The sequence below is a fragment of the Streptomyces europaeiscabiei genome (genome assembly GCF_001550375.1).
Classification (GTDB): domain Bacteria; phylum Actinomycetota; class Actinomycetes; order Streptomycetales; family Streptomycetaceae; genus Streptomyces; species Streptomyces europaeiscabiei.
Window position 1 is genome coordinate 1 of sequence record NZ_LRTR01000177.1, and the last position, 15,496, is coordinate 15,496.

Genomic DNA, 15,496 nt, shown 5'->3' on the forward strand with positions numbered 1-15,496 from the left:
CCCGGCGCGCCGGTGCCGGGACCGCCGATGGCACCGGTGGAGAACCCTGCCCCGTTGCTGGCGCCGCCGCCCGCGCCCTTGGGGGGCGGGGTGGAGCCCCTGCGGGGCGCGAACCAGTTACTGGCGGGCTTGTCGTCGGCCGGCGCGGCCGGTTCGGGCGCGGGCGCCGGGGTGTCCGTGAACACGGGCATGGCCGTGGTGCCGGTGGTCTCCGACTCGGACCCGGTGGCGTCCGCGACGCCCTCGCCGTCGCCGACCGGCTTACGGACGACGACCGGCGGGATCGGACGCGAGCCGGGGATGTTGATCCGGACCCGTGTGGTCAGCGTGGTCTCGGTCCTGGGTCCGTCCGGTCGCTCGTCGGCGGCCGCACGGGCCGCCTCGGCACCGGCCTCGGTGGCCATGGGCGTGCCGTACGGCGGTGTCCCCGACGGGTACGCGGTGCTGCCGCGCCCATTGGCCCCGGAGGACGAAGTGTCAGTTTCACGACTCAAGGCAGGTTCTCCCGGTTTGCTCCGCCGCCCGTCACGACCTCAACTCAGCGGGCAGCTCGGCGGCGCGCACCACCATACTGGCCACTTCCGGCGCGTATCCCACGACCGCGTGGGAAACCCACACCGGACCCGCACCCGCACACCGCGGCGAAGCGGTGGTCACTTCCCAAGTCGGGCATCGGGCCCGGTCGGTTGCCGCCCCCACCCAAGGGTGGCGCACATCACAGCCACAGCCATGCCACCGAGCAGGAAGAGATACGAGCCGACTCCCGCGCCGAACAGGAAGTCCCCCTCCGGCCGGGTGGACGTCAGCAGGACGACGGAGATCATCCAGCCGGCGGCCGGTGCAACGGCCCCCGCCCGGCCGTCCGTCGCCCGTGCACCCCCCAGGAAGAGCCCGGCCGCGCCCAGCAGCGCGAGCAGCAATCCGCCGGGGAACCAGGCCGCTTGGAGCAGCCCGCCGGCCAGGCCGACCACCGCTCCCAGCGCGAAGAGCCCCAGGTGGGCGGCGGCGCGCACCAGCGGGGGGAACATCAACGGCTGGGCGAGCGCGCCGCCTTGCCCGCCCGTCGGCCGGTCCGTCCGCTTCATCGCCGGCCCGCCTCTCGGCAGACGTGCGAGCGCACCACTCGTTTGTCATACCTATGCGTACGCATCACAGGGCCGTTCCGTTCTGCCGTTCCTCGAAAGAAAAATCGGGAATCCCCTCGAACAAGTCGCTCTCCCGGCTCCCGCCTTCGCGTCTGCCGCGTACCAACTCGTAGTACTCGGTGCTCAGGAAGGGCTGGGCCAGCGCGTTGGAGAGGGCGAAGTACGGCTCGGCGACCTCGATCTGGGTGGCGTGCGCCCGCATCGCGGCGGCCTTCGCTGCCGCGAAGTCGGTGCCGTCGATCTCGGTGGTGACGATGTGGTCGTCCACCACTCCGGGCACATCCGTGACGCTCGCGGCCTGCTTGAACGGCAGCCGTCCGGGCTCGGCGAGGTCGCGGCGGAGCCGGCCGAAGCCCTCCAGGAGCACCCCGCGCGGCACCCGGTTCCAGTAGACCTTGTCGATGTCCCAGGGCTCGCCCAGGTCGGGGCGGAAGTCCGGGTCGGGGGTCAGGTCGGCGGCGCGCATGGCGACGCGGTGGGCCTGGATGTGGTCGGGGTGGCCGTATCCGCCGTTAGGGTCGTAGGTGACGAGGACCTGGGGACGGACCTCGCGGATCACCCGGACCAGGTGGGCGGCGGCCTCGTCGACATCGGCGGACCAGAAGGCGCCGGGGCGCTCGTTCTGCTCGACGCCCATCATCCCGGAGTCGCGGTAGCGGCCGGGGCCGCCGAGGAAGCGGTGGTCGGTGACGCCGAGTTCCTTCATGGCCTCGGCCAGCTCGTCCACCCGGTGGGGGCCCAGCGTGTCGTCACGGTCGGGCGCGAGGTGCGCGAGACGGGGCGGGATGACCTCGCCCTCCTCGCCGAGGGTGCAGGTCACCAGCGTCACCCGCGCCCCCTCGGCCGCGTACTTGGCCATGGTCGCGCCGTTGTTGATCGACTCGTCGTCCGGGTGCGCGTGCACCAGGAGCAGTCGGCGAGCGACGCGAGGCGGGGGTCCCTCCGACCGAAGGCCGGGGGCGGGCAGATCCGTCATGGGCCCACCCTACGAGGCCCCCGGCCCGCCCTGTGCCGGGCGCGGGCATTCACAGGAACGGTCGGCCGCTAGGGTCGAGGGCCTGGCGGGACAGGCAGGCCCGGGGAGATCCCGGCGGCGGGAGGCGTCAGAACTTGATGCTGCCGATCATGCCCGCGATGTTGGTCGTCAGCTCGCTGATCGTCGGCGCGATGGTCGAGGAGGCGAGGTAGAAGCCGAGCAGGATGCAGATGATCGCGTGTGGTGCCTTCAACCCTGACTTCTTGATCAGGATGAAGACGATGATCGCCAGCAGCACCACCGCCGAAATCGAGAGTGCCACGGCGGCTCACCTCCAAAAGTTCCCTGGGACCTGGGGAGCGAAACAGTTGTCGAGGGCTGACGGCGGAGCCGTCGTCAACCGGTGACGTGGGTGACGCAGTTGTAAATCCATACAGCGGCCAGCAGGTTCATACCCACCCAGCGGTAGTGATCATAACTATCCATACGCGCGCATCGATCGGCGCACGGCCGCACAAGGGGGCGCATGGCCAATATGGTCGGAGCATGACGACCCAGCCCGAGTCCTTTCCCCGCCGACACGCCCGGACACAACGTTTCACCCTCGGCGCGCCACGGGCTTTCTCCGTCGCTCCGGACGGCTCCCGTGTGGTGTTTCTGCGGTCCTCCTCCGGCACCGAGCGGGCCAACAAGCTGTGGGTGCTGGACCTCCGGGACGGCGACGGGCGAAGCGGGGCGGGTGTCCCCCCGGCCGAGGGCCGGGAGAGGGTGGCGGCCGACCCGGGCGTGCTGCTCGCCGGCTCCTCGGAGGAGTTGTCGGCCGAGGAGCGCGCGCGCCGTGAGCGTCTGCGCGAGGGTGGCGCCGGGATCGTCGGCTACGCCACCGACGCGGCCGTGGAGCTGGCCTCCTTCGCCTTGTCGGGGCGGCTTTTCGTCGCCGAGCTGCGCGCCGGAACGACACGTGAACTGGACGTTCCGGGACCGGTGATCGACCCCCGCCCCTCCCCCGACGGCCGGTACGTCGCGTACGTCACCGGGGGCGCGCTGCGGGTCGTCGGGGCGGAGGGCGGCGACGGCCTGGCGCTCACGGAGGAGGGACCGGAGAACGTCACCCATGGTCTGGCGGAGTTCATCGCGGCCGAGGAGATGGGCCGTTCACGCGGATTCTGGTGGTCGCCCGAGTCCGACCGTCTGCTGGTGGCGCGCGTGGACGACACGCCGGTGCGCCGCTGGTGGATCTCCGACCCCGCGCAGCCGGAGAGGGACCCGCAGCGGGTGGCGTATCCGGCGGCCGGGACCGCCAACGCGGACGTCAGGCTCTTCGTGATCGACCTCTCCGGGACCCGCACGGAGGTCGTGTGGGACCGGGCGCGCTACCCGTATCTGGCGCATGTGCACTGGTCAGCGGCGGGTGCGCCGCTGCTCCTGGTGCAGGCGCGGGACCAGCGCAGCCAGCTGTTCCTGGCCGTGGACCCGGACTCGGGGGCGACCCGGATGGTGCACGCCGACGAAGATCCACATTGGCTTGATCTTTTCCCTGGGGTGCCCTCGTGGAGTCCGTCGGGGCAGCTCGTGCGTGTCGCGGACGAGGGCGGCGCGCGGGTGCTGGCGGTCGGCGAACGCCCGCTGACGGGAACGCAGTTGCACGTCCGCGCGGTGCTCGACGTGGCCGACGCCGATGTGCTGGTCTCCGCGTCGGCCGGCGCGTCGGCGGCCGACCCGGAGATCGGGGAGATCCACGTCTACCGCGTGAACGAGCTGGGCGTGGAGCGCGTCTCGCAGGAACCCGGAGTGCACTCGGCGGTACGCGCCGGGGGCGTGACCGTGCTCATCTCGGCCGTTCCGGAGAAGGCGGGCGCCCGCGTGCAGGTGCTGCGGGCCGGCGACCGAAGGGAGACGGGGGTCCCCCCGGCCGGAGGCTGGGGGGAGGTGGCGACCGTGGCGTCATACGCCGAAGACCCCGGTATGTCCCCGCGCGTACGGTTTACACAGGGGGGCGCACGCCGCGTACCGTGCGCCCTGCTTATGCCGAGGGACTACGACGGGGTCACACCCCTGCCGGTCCTCATGGACCCCTACGGCGGTCCGCACGGGCCCCGGGTGCTCGCCGCCCACAACGCGCACCTCACCTCGCAGTGGTTCGCCGACCAGGGTTTCGCGGTGGTGGTCGCCGACGGGCGCGGCACCCCCGGCCGCTCCCCCGCCTGGGAGAAGGAGATCGACGGCGACTTCACGCTCTCCCTGGACGACCAGGTGGAGGCGCTGCACGACCTGGCGGCCTCGCATCCGCTGGACCTGTCCCGGGTGGCGATCCGCGGCTGGTCGTACGGCGGCTGGCTCGCGGCTCTCGCCGTGCTGCGCCGGCCGGACGTCTTCCACGCCGGCATCGCGGGCGCCCCGGTCACCGACTGGCGGCTGTACGACACGCACTACACGGAGCGGTATCTGGGCGATCCGACGACGGCCCCGGCGGCGTACGCCAAGAGTTCACTGATCACGGGCGAGGGGCTGTCCGCGCCCGCCGAGCCGCACCGCCCGCTGATGATCGTGCACGGCACCGCCGACGACAACGTCGTCTTCGCCCACGCCCTGCGCCTGTCCTCCGCGCTCCTCGCGGCCGGCCGCCCCCACGAGGTCCTGCCACTCTCCGGGGTCACCCACATCACCCCCCAGGAACAGGTCGCGGAGAACCTGCTGCTGCTCCAGGTGGACTTCCTGAAGCGTTCGCTGGGACTGGCCTAGGCGCGGGCGGGCACGGCAACGGGCCGGGGCTACATGGCGAGCCCCGGCCCGTTTACGGCACCCGCACGGCCGTACGTCATTTAGATTCGCGCGTCCGTATATCGGAACGACGTCAGCCAAGTTGCCTGTGTGTTAACGCGGTTGGTGCGCATTTATACGCCTATTCCGACCCATCCTCATGATCGTCCGCAGATTCCTCGGCCGAACCCCCAGCCGGTTCGTCGGTCGGTTCGTCGGTCGGCTCCTCGGTCGGCTCCTCGGTCGGCTCCTCGGTCGGCTCCTCCGACGGCACCACCTGCTTCTCCTCCGCGAAGTGGCAGGCCGAGTCATGGGCCGCCGGGCCGGTCGTGAGCCGGAACTCCGCCGGGACCGCGAGCAGCGGCACCTCCAGCGCGCAGCGCTCCTGGGCCTTCCAGCAGCGTGTGCGGAAGCGGCACCCGGACGGGATGTTCGTCGGGGAGGGCACATCGCCGAAGAGGATGATCCGCTCCCGGTGCTCGCGGGCCTCGGGGTCCGGGACGGGCACGGCGGACAGCAGCGCCTGGGTGTAGGGATGCGTCGGGTGGTCGTAGATCTCCGCGTCGCGGCCGATCTCCACGATCCGCCCGAGGTACATCACGCCGACCCGGTCGGAGATGTGCCGCACGATCGACAGGTCGTGCGCGATGAACACGTACGACAGTCCGAACTCGCTCTGGAGCCGGTCCAGCAGGTTGATGACCTGGGCCTGGACGGAGACGTCGAGGGCGGAGACGGGCTCGTCGGCGACGATGATCTCGGGGCGGAGCGCCAGCCCGCGCGCGATGCCGATGCGCTGGCGCTGGCCGCCGGAGAACTGGTGCGGGTAGCGGTTGATGTACTCGGGGTTGAGGCCGACCACGTCGAGGAGCTCCTGCACCCGGCGCCGGCGGTCGCCCCTGGGCGCGACCTCGGGGTGGATGTCGTACGGCTCCCCGACGATGTCACCGACGGTCATGCGGGGGTTGAGGGAGGTGTACGGGTCCTGGAAGACCATCTGGATGTTGCGGCGGACGGCCTTGAGTGCCTTGCCGGAGAGCCTGGTGATGTCCTCGCCCTTGTAGCGGATCGCGCCGGCGGTCGGCCGTTCCAGGTTGACCAGCATCTTGGCGACCGTGGACTTGCCGCAGCCGGACTCGCCGACGATGCCGAGGGTTTCCCCCGCACCCAGCGCGAAGTCGACGCCGTCGACGGCCTTCACCGCGCCGACCTGCTTCTTGAACAGGATGCCCTGGGTGAGCGGGTAGTGCTTGACCAGGCCGCTGACCTCCAGGATCGGCTCAGCCGGTGTGACCGTCTCGGTCGTCGTGGTCATCGAGGCACTCCCTCCAGAAGTGGCAGGCGCTCATCCGGATCCCGTCCGACGGCTCCACGTCGTACAGCGGGGGTACGTCGGTCCGGCACACGTCGCGGGCCATCGGGCAGCGGGGGTTGAAGGCGCAGCCGGGCGGGATGTGCATGAGGTTGGGCGGCAGGCCCTTGATCGCGTACAGCTCCTGGCCCTTCTGGTCCAGGCGCGGGATCGAGTCGAGGAGGCCCCGGGTGTACGGGTGGGCCGGGGCCTTGTAGATGTCGTGGACCGGGGCGGACTCCACGATCCGGCCCGCGTACATCACGGCGATGCGGTCGGCGACGTCCGCGACGACTCCGAGGTCGTGGGTGATGAGGACGAGGCCCATGCGGAGTTCACGCTGGAGTTCGGCCAGAAGGTCCATGACCTGGGCCTGGACGGTGACGTCCAGCGCGGTCGTCGGTTCGTCGGCGATGATCAGCGCGGGTTCCAGGGCCAGCGCCATGGCGATCATGATGCGCTGGCGCATGCCGCCGGAGAACTGGTGCGGGTAGTCCCGTACGCGTTCCCTGGCACCGGGGATGCGGACCCGGTCCATCAGCTCGACGGCCCTGGCGCGGGCGTCCTTCTTCGACATGCCCCGGTGCACGACGAACATCTCGCCGAGCTGGTCACCGACGCTCAGCACGGGGTTCAGTGAGGACAGGGCGTCCTGGAAGATCATCGCCATCTCGGCACCGCGGACCTTCCGGCGCTCCTCCTCCTTGAGCTTCAGCAGGTCCTGGCCCTTGAAGAGGATCTCGCCGCCGGTGATCCTCCCGGGCGGCATGTCGAGGATGCCCATGATCGCCTGCGCGGTGACCGACTTCCCGGAGCCGGACTCGCCGAGCACGGCCAGCGTCTGCCCCTCGTCCACCCCGTAGTCGACCCCGTTGACCGCTTTGGCGACCCCGTCCCGCGTCCGGAACTCCACGTGCAGATCACGCACTTCGAGCAGCATGACGGCGGCTCACCTCAGCTTCGGGTCGAGGGCGTCGCGCACCGCGTCGCCCGGCATGGAGGAAAGCTCCGGAACGGTGGCCACCGGCGCCCCGGAGGGCCACAGCGGCGCGTGGTCCCGCCCACACCCACCACCGGCCCGACTTGGCCACCCCACCCACGGACCACGCGACCCCGGCGACATGACCACCGCTCACCTCAGCTTCGGGTCGAGGGCGTCGCGCACCGCGTCGCCCAGCATGATGAACGCCAGGACGGTGATCGCGAGGGCTCCCGAGGGCCAGAGCAGCGCGTGCGGGGCGTTGCGGATGTACGGGGAGGCGGCGGAGATGTCGATGCCCCAGGAGACGCTGGGGGGTTTGAGGCCGACGCCGAGGTAGGAGAGGGTCGCCTCCAGGGCGATGTACGTGCCCAGCGCGATGGTGGCCACGACGATGACCGGGGCGACGGCGTTCGGGGTGATGTGCCGTAGCAGCATGCGGGAGTTGGAGGCGCCCAGGGCGCGGGCGGCCTGGACGTAGTCGTTCTGTTTGGCGGTGATGACCGCGCCCCGGGCGATGCGGGAGATCTGCGGCCAGCCGAGCAGCACCATGAAGCCGATCACCGGCCAGATGCTGTTGCTGGTGACCACGGACAGCAGCACCAGGCCGCCGAGCACCACCGGGATCGCGAAGAAGACGTCGGTGATCCGGGACAGGAACGAGTCCGAGTAGCCGCCGAAGAACCCGGCGAGCCCGCCGAGCACCGACCCGAGGAGCGCGACGCCGAGCGTGGCGCAGACGCCGACGGCGATGGAGATCCGCGCCCCGTAGACGGTACGGGTGTACACGTCGCAGCCCTGGCCGTCGTACCCGAAGGGGTGGCCTGGCTGCGCGCCCTCCTGGGCCTTGGACAGGTCGCACTTGAGCGGGTTGCCGGAGGCGATCAGCGACGGCCAGAGGGAGATCACGACCAGGAAGAGGATCACCAGGGCCGAGATGATGAAGACGGGGTTGCGGCGCAGGTCGCGCCAGGCGTCGGACCAGAGACTGCGGGCCTTGTCGGACGGGCCGCCGCCCGCCGGGTCGTCGCCCAGTCGCTTCTCCAGGGTCTCCCCCTCGGTGGTGGCCAGATCCATGGTGCCGTCCAGCCCCGTCGCGGCGATCGCCCCGTTCTCGGCGGCGCGCTGGCCGCCCGAGACGTGGGGCTCCGGGGGCTGCGGCTCAGGCATAGCGGATCCTCGGGTCGAGTACGGCGTAGAGGAGGTCGACGATCAGGTTGGCGGCCAGGAACACCAGGACGAGGACGGTCACGAAGCCGACGACGGTCTGGGTGTTCTGGCGGAGGATGCCCTGGTAGAGCTGGTAGCCGACGCCGTGGATGTTGAAGATCCGCTCGGTGACGATCGCGCCGCCCATGAGGGCGCCGATGTCGGTGCCGATGAAGGTGACCACGGGGATCAGGGAGTTCCGCAGCAGGTGCTTGCGGATCACGCGGTGGCGGGGCAGCCCCTTGGCGACGGCGGTGCGGACGTAGTCGGCGCGGGTGTTCTCCGCGATGGACGTCCGGGTCAGGCGGGTGACGTACGCCAGGGAGACGGAGGCGAGGACGAGCCCGGGGACGATCAGCTCGTCGAAGGGGGCGTCGGAGGAGACTGACGGGCTGATCCAGCCCCACTCGACGCCCAGCAGCAGTTGGAGCAGCAGACCGGTGACGAAGGTGGGGACGGAGATGACGACCAGGGTGACCACCAGCGCCCCGGTGTCGACGGGCCGTCCGCGCCGCAGGCCGGTGACGACACCGAGGGCGACACCGATGACGATCTCGAAGAGGATCGCGACGATCGTCAGCCGGATGGTGACGGGGAAGGCGGAGGCCATCAGCTCGGTGACCTCCTGCCCGTTGAACGCGGTGCCGAAGTCGCCGGTGAAGACGTTGCCCATGTAGGTCAGGTATTGCTGCCAGACAGGCATGTCGAGGCCGAACTCCCGGCGCAGCTGGGCGGCCGTCGCCGGATCGCACTCCCGGTCGCCGCAGAGGCCCGCGATGGGGTCGCCCATCACGTTCACCATCAGGAAGATCAGGAGTGTGGCGCCCACGAAGACCGGGATCATCTGCAGCAGGCGCCGGGCGACATACCGTCCCATGTGAGGTCAGCCGACCTTGATCTGGTCGTACACCGGCACGCTGAACGGGTTCAGGGAGACGTCGGAGAGCCGCGCCGAGTAGCCCGCGCTGCCGTTCTGGTACCAGAGCGGGATGGCGGCCATGTTGTCCCGGACGACCTCCTCGGCCTGCTGGAACGTCTGTACGGCCTTCGCCGTGTCGGACTCGGCGTTGGCCTCGTCGACGAGCTTGTCGAACTCGGCGTTGGACCACTTGCCGTCGTTGGAGGAGGCGTTGGTGTAGTACAGCGGCTGCAGGAAGTTCTGGATGAGCGGGTAGTCCATCTGCCAGCCGGCGCGGAACGGGCCGCTCATCTTCCGCTGGGTGATCTGGTTGCGGTAGTCGGCGAAGGTGCCGACCGGGTTGCCGACGCACGCCTTGTCGTTGTCGAGGGCGTTGTTGATGGAGTTGCAGACGGCGTCGACCCACTGCTTGTGGGAGCCGGTGTCCGCGTTGTACGTGATCTTGACCTGGCCGCCGGGGAGGCCGCCGCCCTCCTTGATCAGCTTCTTGGCCGCGTCCGCGTCGTACTCGCAGGCGTCCCCGCACAGACCCTTCTTGTAGCCGCCCTCCTCGCCGAGGACGGGGGAGGTCCAGTCGGTGGCGGGGGTGCGGGTCTTCTGGAAGATGGTGTCGGTGATCTGGTCGCGGTCGATGGCCCGGGACAGCCCCTCGCGGACCTTCTCCGAGCCCTCCTTGTTCCAGTCCTTGTCGTAGAACGGGAAGGACAGGGTCTGGATGATGCCGGCCGGGGTGTTGATGTACCGGTCACCGAGGTCGGCCTGGACGTTCTTCAGCTGGGCGGCGGGGACGTCGTCGACAAGGTCGAGGTTGCCCGCCATCAGGTCGGTGTAGGCGGTGTTGTTGTCGGTGTAGACCTTCAGGTCCACGCCGCCGTTCTGCGCCTTGTCCTCGCCGGGGTAGTCGTCCCACTTCCGCACCGACAGCTGGGAGCCCTTGGTGTACGAGTCGACGGCGTACGGGCCGTTGCCGACGGGCTTGCTCAGCCAGGCGTCGTGGTCGGTGAAGAACGACTGCGGCAGCGGGGCGTAGGCGTTGTAGCCGAGGGTGTCGGGGAAGGTCGAGAACTTCTGGGTGAGCTTGACCGTGAAGGTGTTGTCGTCGACGACCTTCAGCCCGGAGAGGGTGTCGGCGGTCTGCTTGCTGCCGTCGTCGGGGTGCGTCTTGTCGTAGCCCTCGATGTACTCGAAGAAGTACGCGTTCTTCTGGTTGTTCTTGAGGCTGGCCCCGTAGTTCCAGGCGTCCACGAAGGACTTGGCGGTGACCTTCTCGCCGTTGCTGAAGGTCCAGCCGTCCTTGACGGTGACGGTGAAGTTCTGCGAGTCGGTGGTCTCGATCTTCTCGGCGAGCATGTCCTTCGCCTCACCGGTCTTGGGGTCGTACCGCTTCAGGCCGCGGAAGATCATGTCGAGCACCTTGCCGCCCTGCACCTCGTTGGTGTTGGCCGGCTCCAGCGGGTTCTGCGGGTCGCCCCAGGAGGAGCTGAGCACCGCGCCGCTGTCACCACTGCCGCTGCTGCTGCCGCTGTCGTCGTCCCCGCCCCCGCAGGCGGTCGCGGCGAGAGCCACCGCCGCCGCACCGGCGATCCATCGGGCGTGCGTGGCTCCACGCATGGGGTGCCTCCTCGTCGTACGTGCGCGATGCTCTTGTTATCGGACAATATCGGTGCATATTGCCCATAGCGCACATCTGAGGGGCCGTACGGGGTGCGCGCTCGGGCGCGGGTCCGGCGGGGGCTGGTCGCGCAGTTCCCCGCGCCCCTGAAAGACCAGGTGCCCGCGCCCCTGAAACCAGGTGCCCGCGGGCCCGAAAGACCAGGCCCCTGCGGGCCTGAAGAGCGACGGGGCTGCGGGCCTGAAAGACCACGACCACGCGGGCCTGAAGAACGACGGGGCTGCAGGCCTGAAGGCACGGGGCGCAGCCCCTGCTTTTCAGGGGCGGGGGGAACTGCGCGAGAAGCCCCACCCGCCGGCACCCGACAAACCCACGACCGGCACCCACGGACCCCACTTCGGCCGGTAAGAGTACGGTTCGCGGCGGTAAGAGGGGAGTTCACGGATTCCCTCGCCTTGGTCATGCCCGGCCAAAGCGCGAACAACCGGACCCCCCGCACCCGGTCAAGCGGCAAAAGTCCAGCTCAAAGCCGTGGACGACGCATTGACCCGAGGTGGCGGCGAGTTGAAGGGTCACGCCATGGGGACCTCGCCTGCACCTTCAGCGGCCATGCCTTTCGAGGCGGCGCCCGCCACCCCGCCCCGGACCGGCGGCACCAGCTCGCCCGGCCGGATCGCCTGGCGCCGGTTCCGTCGGGACCGCGCCGGAATCGTGTCGGCGTACGTCGTGCTGCTGTTCTTCGCCGCCGCGATCGCCGCACCGCTGATCGCGAAGCTCTACGGCAAGAACCCGTACACGACGTACGGGCAGAACCGGCCGGGCCTGCTGAACCAGTTCGGTTTCCCCGTCGCGCCGAACGGCGGGGTGAGCGGCGACTTCTGGTTCGGCGTCGAGCCGCAGCTCGGCCGGGACGTCTTCACCCTCCTCCTCTACGGCATCCGCAACTCCCTGCTGATCGCCACGGTGACGACCCTGCTGGTCACGGGGCTCGGCATCGTCGTCGGCGTGACGGCGGGCTATCTCGGCGGCCGGATCGACAACGTCGTGGGCCGGATCGTCGACATCCTGCTGGCCTTCCCCTCCACGCTCTTCTTCATCGCCATGTGGCCGGTGCTGCTCTCGATCCTGGTCCCGCCCGACGAGAACACCCCGACCTGGCTGACGGTGGTGAGCCTGATCTCGGTGATGACCGCCTTCGGCTGGGCGCCCATCGCCCGACTGCTGCGCGGGGAGGTACTCGCCCTGCGTGAGCGGGAGTTCGTGGAGGCGGCCAAGGTCACCGGCGCCTCCGCGGCCCGGATCGTCTTCCGGGAACTGCTGCCCAACCTGTGGACACCGGTCCTCATCCAGGCGACCCTCGCGCTGCCCATGTACGTCACCACCGAGGCGGCCCTCGCCTTCCTCGGTGTCGGCCTCAGCGACCCCACCCCCGACTGGGGCGTGATGATCCAGCGCGGCGCGCAGGTCTACCAGAGCGACATCACCTACATGCTCTTCCCGGGCCTCTCGATGGTGATCTTCGTGATCGCCTTCAACCTCCTCGGCGACTCGGCCCGCGACGCGCTGGACCCGAGGACCAGACGCTGAGCACGGCCGCCCCGGCGCGGACCCCGCTCCCTCCCGGGGCCACTTCTCAGGGCCGCGCCCCCCTTCCCCACTCATCCCAGGCATCTCAGGCAGGACTCCCATGTCGATCTCCCGCAGAAACTTCGTCATCGCAAGCTCGGTCGCGACGGCCGGCGGCTCCCTGGTCCTCAGCGCGTGCAGCAGCGGGGGCGGGGGCGGTGCGACGGGGAGCGGCGCGGCCTCCGGCTCCGCCGCCACGTACTCCAAGGTCACCGTGGGCACCGCGGCGGACTCCACCGGTCCCGCGCCGGAGGTGGCGGGTGCGCGCAAGGGCGGCACGATCCGCCCGATCGGCCCGGACGACTTCTCCCACCTGGACCCGCAGCGGATCTACTTCGCCTGGAACTCCACGGTCGCGGGCCTCTACGTCCGGTGTCTCACCGGCTACAAGACCGCCTCCGACGGCTCGATGAAGCTCGTCGGCGACCTCGCCACCGACACGGGCACGATGACCGACGGCGGCCGGACGTGGACGTTCACCCTCAAGGACGGGCTGAAGTGGGAGGACGGGAGCGAACTGACCGTCGACGACGTACGCCACGGTATCGAGCGCGGCTTCGCGAGCTTCACCACCGAGGGCGCCACCTACGTCCAGACCTGGCTGACCGGCTCGAAGGACTTCCGGTCGCTCTACAAGGGTCCGTACGGCGGCAAGCACCTCTCCTCCGTCGTCACGGACACCGCGAAGAAGACCATCACCTTCCACCTGAAGACGGCCCGCCCCGACCTCAACTGGGCGCTGGCGATGCACTCCTACGGTGCCGTGCCGGTCGCCCACGACAGCAAGGAGAAGTACGACAAGGACCCCGTCTCCTGCGGCCCGTACCGGATCAGGCAGCACTCCGTCGACAAGTCCCTGACACTGGTGCGCAACACGCACTGGGATCCGAGGACCGACCCGATCCGCAACGCCTACCCGGACTCCGTGGTCTTCGAGTTCGGACCGGAGGCACTCCCGGCCACCGACCGGCTGATCGCCGACTCGGGGACCGACCGCTACGCGGTCATGGCCTACAGCGGGGTGCCGGCCGAACGCATCCAGAAGGTGATCAGCGATACCGGCCTGGAGTCCCGCACCATCGACGGCCTGCTGACCGGCCTGTACTACTACGCCGTCAACTGCCGCCGCATCAAGGACGTCCGGGTCCGCCAGGCCCTCAACCACGCCTGGCCGCTGGAGCAGATCCGTTCCATCTACGGCGGCCCGTCGGCCGGCGACTACGCGACCACCATCCTCAGTCCGGACATCGCGGGCCGGGTGAAGTTCGACGTCTACGGGAAGCTGAAGAACCCCCGCGGCGACACGGCGAAGGCGAGGTCCCTGCTGAAGGAGGCCGGCAAGCTCGGCCAGAAGATCGTCTACACCTATCCGCAGGGCGGCAACGACGCCTACGACAAGACCAAGGTAGTCATCGCCAACGCGCTGAAGGAGGCGGGCTTCGACCCGGTCGTCAAGCCCGTGGAGTCGACGAGCTACTACGACCAGGTCGGGCAGATCGACAACCAGTTCGACGTGATGTGGTACGGCTGGTCCCCGGACTGGCCCGCCGCCTACACCCTCGTCCAGCCGCTCTTCGACGGCACCACGATCGCCGACAACGCCCCCAACGTCTCCCAGCTGAACGCCGGCTGGGTCAACACGGCGATCAAGAAGGACGCGACCATCACCGACACCGAGAAGGCGAACGCGGCCTGGGCGGCCCTGGACAAGGCGATCATGGCGAAGGAGGCGCCGATCATCCCGGAGACCTACCAGCGGCGCTACTACCTGTACGGCTCCAAGGTGGGCGGCGCCCAGTTCGACCCGCTGTTCTCGGCGTTCATCATCCACAAGCTGTACGTCAAGGCCTGAGCCGGTCCGGGACCCGTGCAGCCATGATCCGTTTCGTCGCACGCAGGACACTGAGCGCACTGCTGATCCTGCTGATCATCAGCGCCGTCACCTTCCTCCTCTTCTACGTCGCCCCGCGCGACCCCGCCCGCGCCGCCTGCGGCAAGCTGTGCACCCCGCAGACGCTCGCGCTGGTCCGGCACAACCTCGGCATCGACGACCCGCTCCCCGTCCAGTACTGGCACTGGCTGGCTGGGGTGTTCGCCGGCCGGGACTACACCGGGCTCGGCCACTGCCCGGCCCCCTGCCTGGGCTACTCCTTCACCAACCACGAGCCGGTCCTCGGCCTGATCACCGACCGCTTCCCGACCACGCTCTCGCTGGCGCTCGGCAGCACGGTCGTCTTCGTCGCGTTCGGTGTGGGCACCGGCATGATCGCTGCGGTGGCGCAGGGCCGCGCACTGGACAAGATCGCGTCCTCGGCATCCCTGGTCGGCTCGTCCCTCCAGATCTACATCGTCGGCGTGGTCGCGATGTACTACCTGTCCGACCAGTGGGGCCTGCTGCCCCGCCCCTCCGACGCCGTCGGCTTCACCCAGGACCCGTCGGCCTGGTTCAAGGGCCTCCTCCTCCCCTGGCTGGTCCTCGCGATCATCTTCACCGCCAACTACACGCGGATGACCCGCTCCCAGCTCGTGGAGACCCTCGCCGAGGAGTACGTCCGCACGGCCCGCGCCAAGGGCATGTCCCGGTCCACGGTCTTCTTCCGCTACGCCTGGCGCGGCGCCATGGGCCCCATCGTCACCATCCTCGGTCTCGACCTCGGCTACCTCCTGGGGGGCGCCATCATCACCGAGGAGACCTTCGGCCTCCACGGCATCGGCGCCCTCTCCATCAAGGCCGTCCGCGACAACGACCTGCCCCTGCTCCTCGGAGTCGTCCTCGTCGCGGCGGCGGCGATCGTCGTGGCGAACATCGTGGTGGACGCGGTGTACGCGCTGATCGATCCGCGGGTGCGGTTGGCGTAGGGCGGAATGGGGCTGCGCCGGGGCCGACTGCGGCTGAGCCAGCCTTTGGCATCCCGGCCC

General features: G+C 69.8%; 12 protein-coding genes and 1 pseudogene. 4 read left to right on the plus strand and 9 right to left on the minus strand.

From position 1 onward, the window contains the following. The 4 genes and pseudogenes from AWZ10_RS08460 to AWZ10_RS08475 all read right to left on the minus strand — a co-directional run. Positions 1-494: pseudogene (locus tag AWZ10_RS08460) on the minus strand (hypothetical protein); the annotation flags it as partial. Between the two features lie 159 nt (positions 495-653). Next, a complete protein-coding gene (locus AWZ10_RS08465) occupies positions 654-1,085 on the minus strand; it encodes a DUF6113 family protein (RefSeq protein WP_046704650.1) in 432 nt (143 codons plus the stop codon). A 64-nt stretch (positions 1,086-1,149) separates the two neighbouring features. Beyond that, positions 1,150-2,121: an N-acetyl-1-D-myo-inositol-2-amino-2-deoxy-alpha-D-glucopyranoside deacetylase gene (gene mshB, locus AWZ10_RS08470; RefSeq protein WP_173531506.1), complete on the minus strand. Its 972-nt coding sequence runs from the start codon at positions 2,119-2,121 to the stop codon at positions 1,150-1,152. A 127-nt stretch (positions 2,122-2,248) separates the two neighbouring features. Further along, a complete protein-coding gene (locus AWZ10_RS08475) occupies positions 2,249-2,443 on the minus strand; it encodes a hypothetical protein (RefSeq protein WP_005480627.1) in 195 nt (64 codons plus the stop codon). Positions 2,444-2,667: 224 nt separating this feature from the next. Here AWZ10_RS08475 and AWZ10_RS08480 point away from each other — a divergent pair, with 224 nt between their 5' ends. Further along, positions 2,668-4,863: a prolyl oligopeptidase family serine peptidase gene (locus tag AWZ10_RS08480; protein ID WP_060890786.1), complete on the plus strand. Its 2,196-nt coding sequence runs from the start codon at positions 2,668-2,670 to the stop codon at positions 4,861-4,863. A gap of 160 nt (positions 4,864-5,023) precedes the next feature. On the opposite strand, the gene AWZ10_RS08485 is transcribed toward AWZ10_RS08480, so the two are convergent. The 5 genes from AWZ10_RS08485 to AWZ10_RS08505 form a co-directional block, all read right to left on the minus strand. Further along, complete coding sequence (locus AWZ10_RS08485) at positions 5,024-6,196, minus strand: ABC transporter ATP-binding protein (RefSeq protein WP_060890787.1); 1,173 nt, start codon at positions 6,194-6,196, stop codon at positions 5,024-5,026. Then, entirely contained in the window at positions 6,162-7,172 is a 1,011-nt protein-coding gene (locus AWZ10_RS08490; protein WP_037694889.1) for an ABC transporter ATP-binding protein, read from the minus strand. The genes AWZ10_RS08485 and AWZ10_RS08490 overlap by 35 nt, the downstream gene beginning before the upstream one ends. Positions 7,173-7,364: 192 nt before the next feature. Next, complete coding sequence (locus AWZ10_RS08495) at positions 7,365-8,381, minus strand: ABC transporter permease (protein ID WP_046704646.1); 1,017 nt, start codon at positions 8,379-8,381, stop codon at positions 7,365-7,367. Then, complete coding sequence (locus AWZ10_RS08500) at positions 8,374-9,297, minus strand: ABC transporter permease (RefSeq protein WP_046704645.1); 924 nt, start codon at positions 9,295-9,297, stop codon at positions 8,374-8,376. Before AWZ10_RS08500 ends, AWZ10_RS08495 begins: the two co-directional genes overlap by 8 nt. Before the next feature lie 6 nt (positions 9,298-9,303). Further along, entirely contained in the window at positions 9,304-10,950 is a 1,647-nt protein-coding gene (locus tag AWZ10_RS08505) for a peptide ABC transporter substrate-binding protein (protein ID WP_046704644.1), read from the minus strand. Between the two features lie 580 nt (positions 10,951-11,530). On the opposite strand from AWZ10_RS08505, the gene AWZ10_RS08510 reads away from it, so the two are divergent. The 3 genes from AWZ10_RS08510 (at position 11,531) to AWZ10_RS08520 (ending at position 15,436) form a co-directional block, all read left to right on the plus strand. Next, positions 11,531-12,538, plus strand: a complete 1,008-nt coding sequence (locus AWZ10_RS08510) for an ABC transporter permease (RefSeq protein WP_046704643.1) — start codon at positions 11,531-11,533, stop codon at positions 12,536-12,538. A 100-nt stretch (positions 12,539-12,638) separates the two neighbouring features. Then, on the plus strand, positions 12,639-14,429 hold the full coding sequence (locus AWZ10_RS08515; RefSeq protein ID WP_060890788.1) for an ABC transporter substrate-binding protein: 1,791 nt from the start codon (positions 12,639-12,641) through the stop codon (positions 14,427-14,429). A gap of 23 nt (positions 14,430-14,452) precedes the next feature. Next, entirely contained in the window at positions 14,453-15,436 is a 984-nt protein-coding gene (locus tag AWZ10_RS08520; RefSeq protein WP_046704641.1) for an ABC transporter permease, read from the plus strand. Positions 15,437-15,496: the final 60 nt, after the last annotated feature.

Coding starts and splice junctions, on each gene's coding strand:
- AWZ10_RS08505 (WP_046704644.1), bottom strand. CDS start 10,950: ATGCGTGGAGCCACGCACGCCCGATGGATCGCCGGTGCGGCGGCGGTG.
- AWZ10_RS08465 (WP_046704650.1), bottom strand. CDS start 1,085: ATGAAGCGGACGGACCGGCCGACGGGCGGGCAAGGCGGCGCGCTCGCC.
- mshB (WP_173531506.1), bottom strand. CDS start 2,121: ATGACGGATCTGCCCGCCCCCGGCCTTCGGTCGGAGGGACCCCCGCCT.
- AWZ10_RS08495 (WP_046704646.1), bottom strand. CDS start 8,381: ATGCCTGAGCCGCAGCCCCCGGAGCCCCACGTCTCGGGCGGCCAGCGC.
- AWZ10_RS08515 (WP_060890788.1), top strand. CDS start 12,639: ATGTCGATCTCCCGCAGAAACTTCGTCATCGCAAGCTCGGTCGCGACG.
- AWZ10_RS08510 (WP_046704643.1), top strand. CDS start 11,531: ATGGGGACCTCGCCTGCACCTTCAGCGGCCATGCCTTTCGAGGCGGCG.
- AWZ10_RS08485 (WP_060890787.1), bottom strand. CDS start 6,196: ATGACCACGACGACCGAGACGGTCACACCGGCTGAGCCGATCCTGGAG.
- AWZ10_RS08500 (WP_046704645.1), bottom strand. CDS start 9,297: ATGGGACGGTATGTCGCCCGGCGCCTGCTGCAGATGATCCCGGTCTTC.
- AWZ10_RS08520 (WP_046704641.1), top strand. CDS start 14,453: ATGATCCGTTTCGTCGCACGCAGGACACTGAGCGCACTGCTGATCCTG.
- AWZ10_RS08480 (WP_060890786.1), top strand. CDS start 2,668: ATGACGACCCAGCCCGAGTCCTTTCCCCGCCGACACGCCCGGACACAA.
- AWZ10_RS08490 (WP_037694889.1), bottom strand. CDS start 7,172: ATGCTGCTCGAAGTGCGTGATCTGCACGTGGAGTTCCGGACGCGGGAC.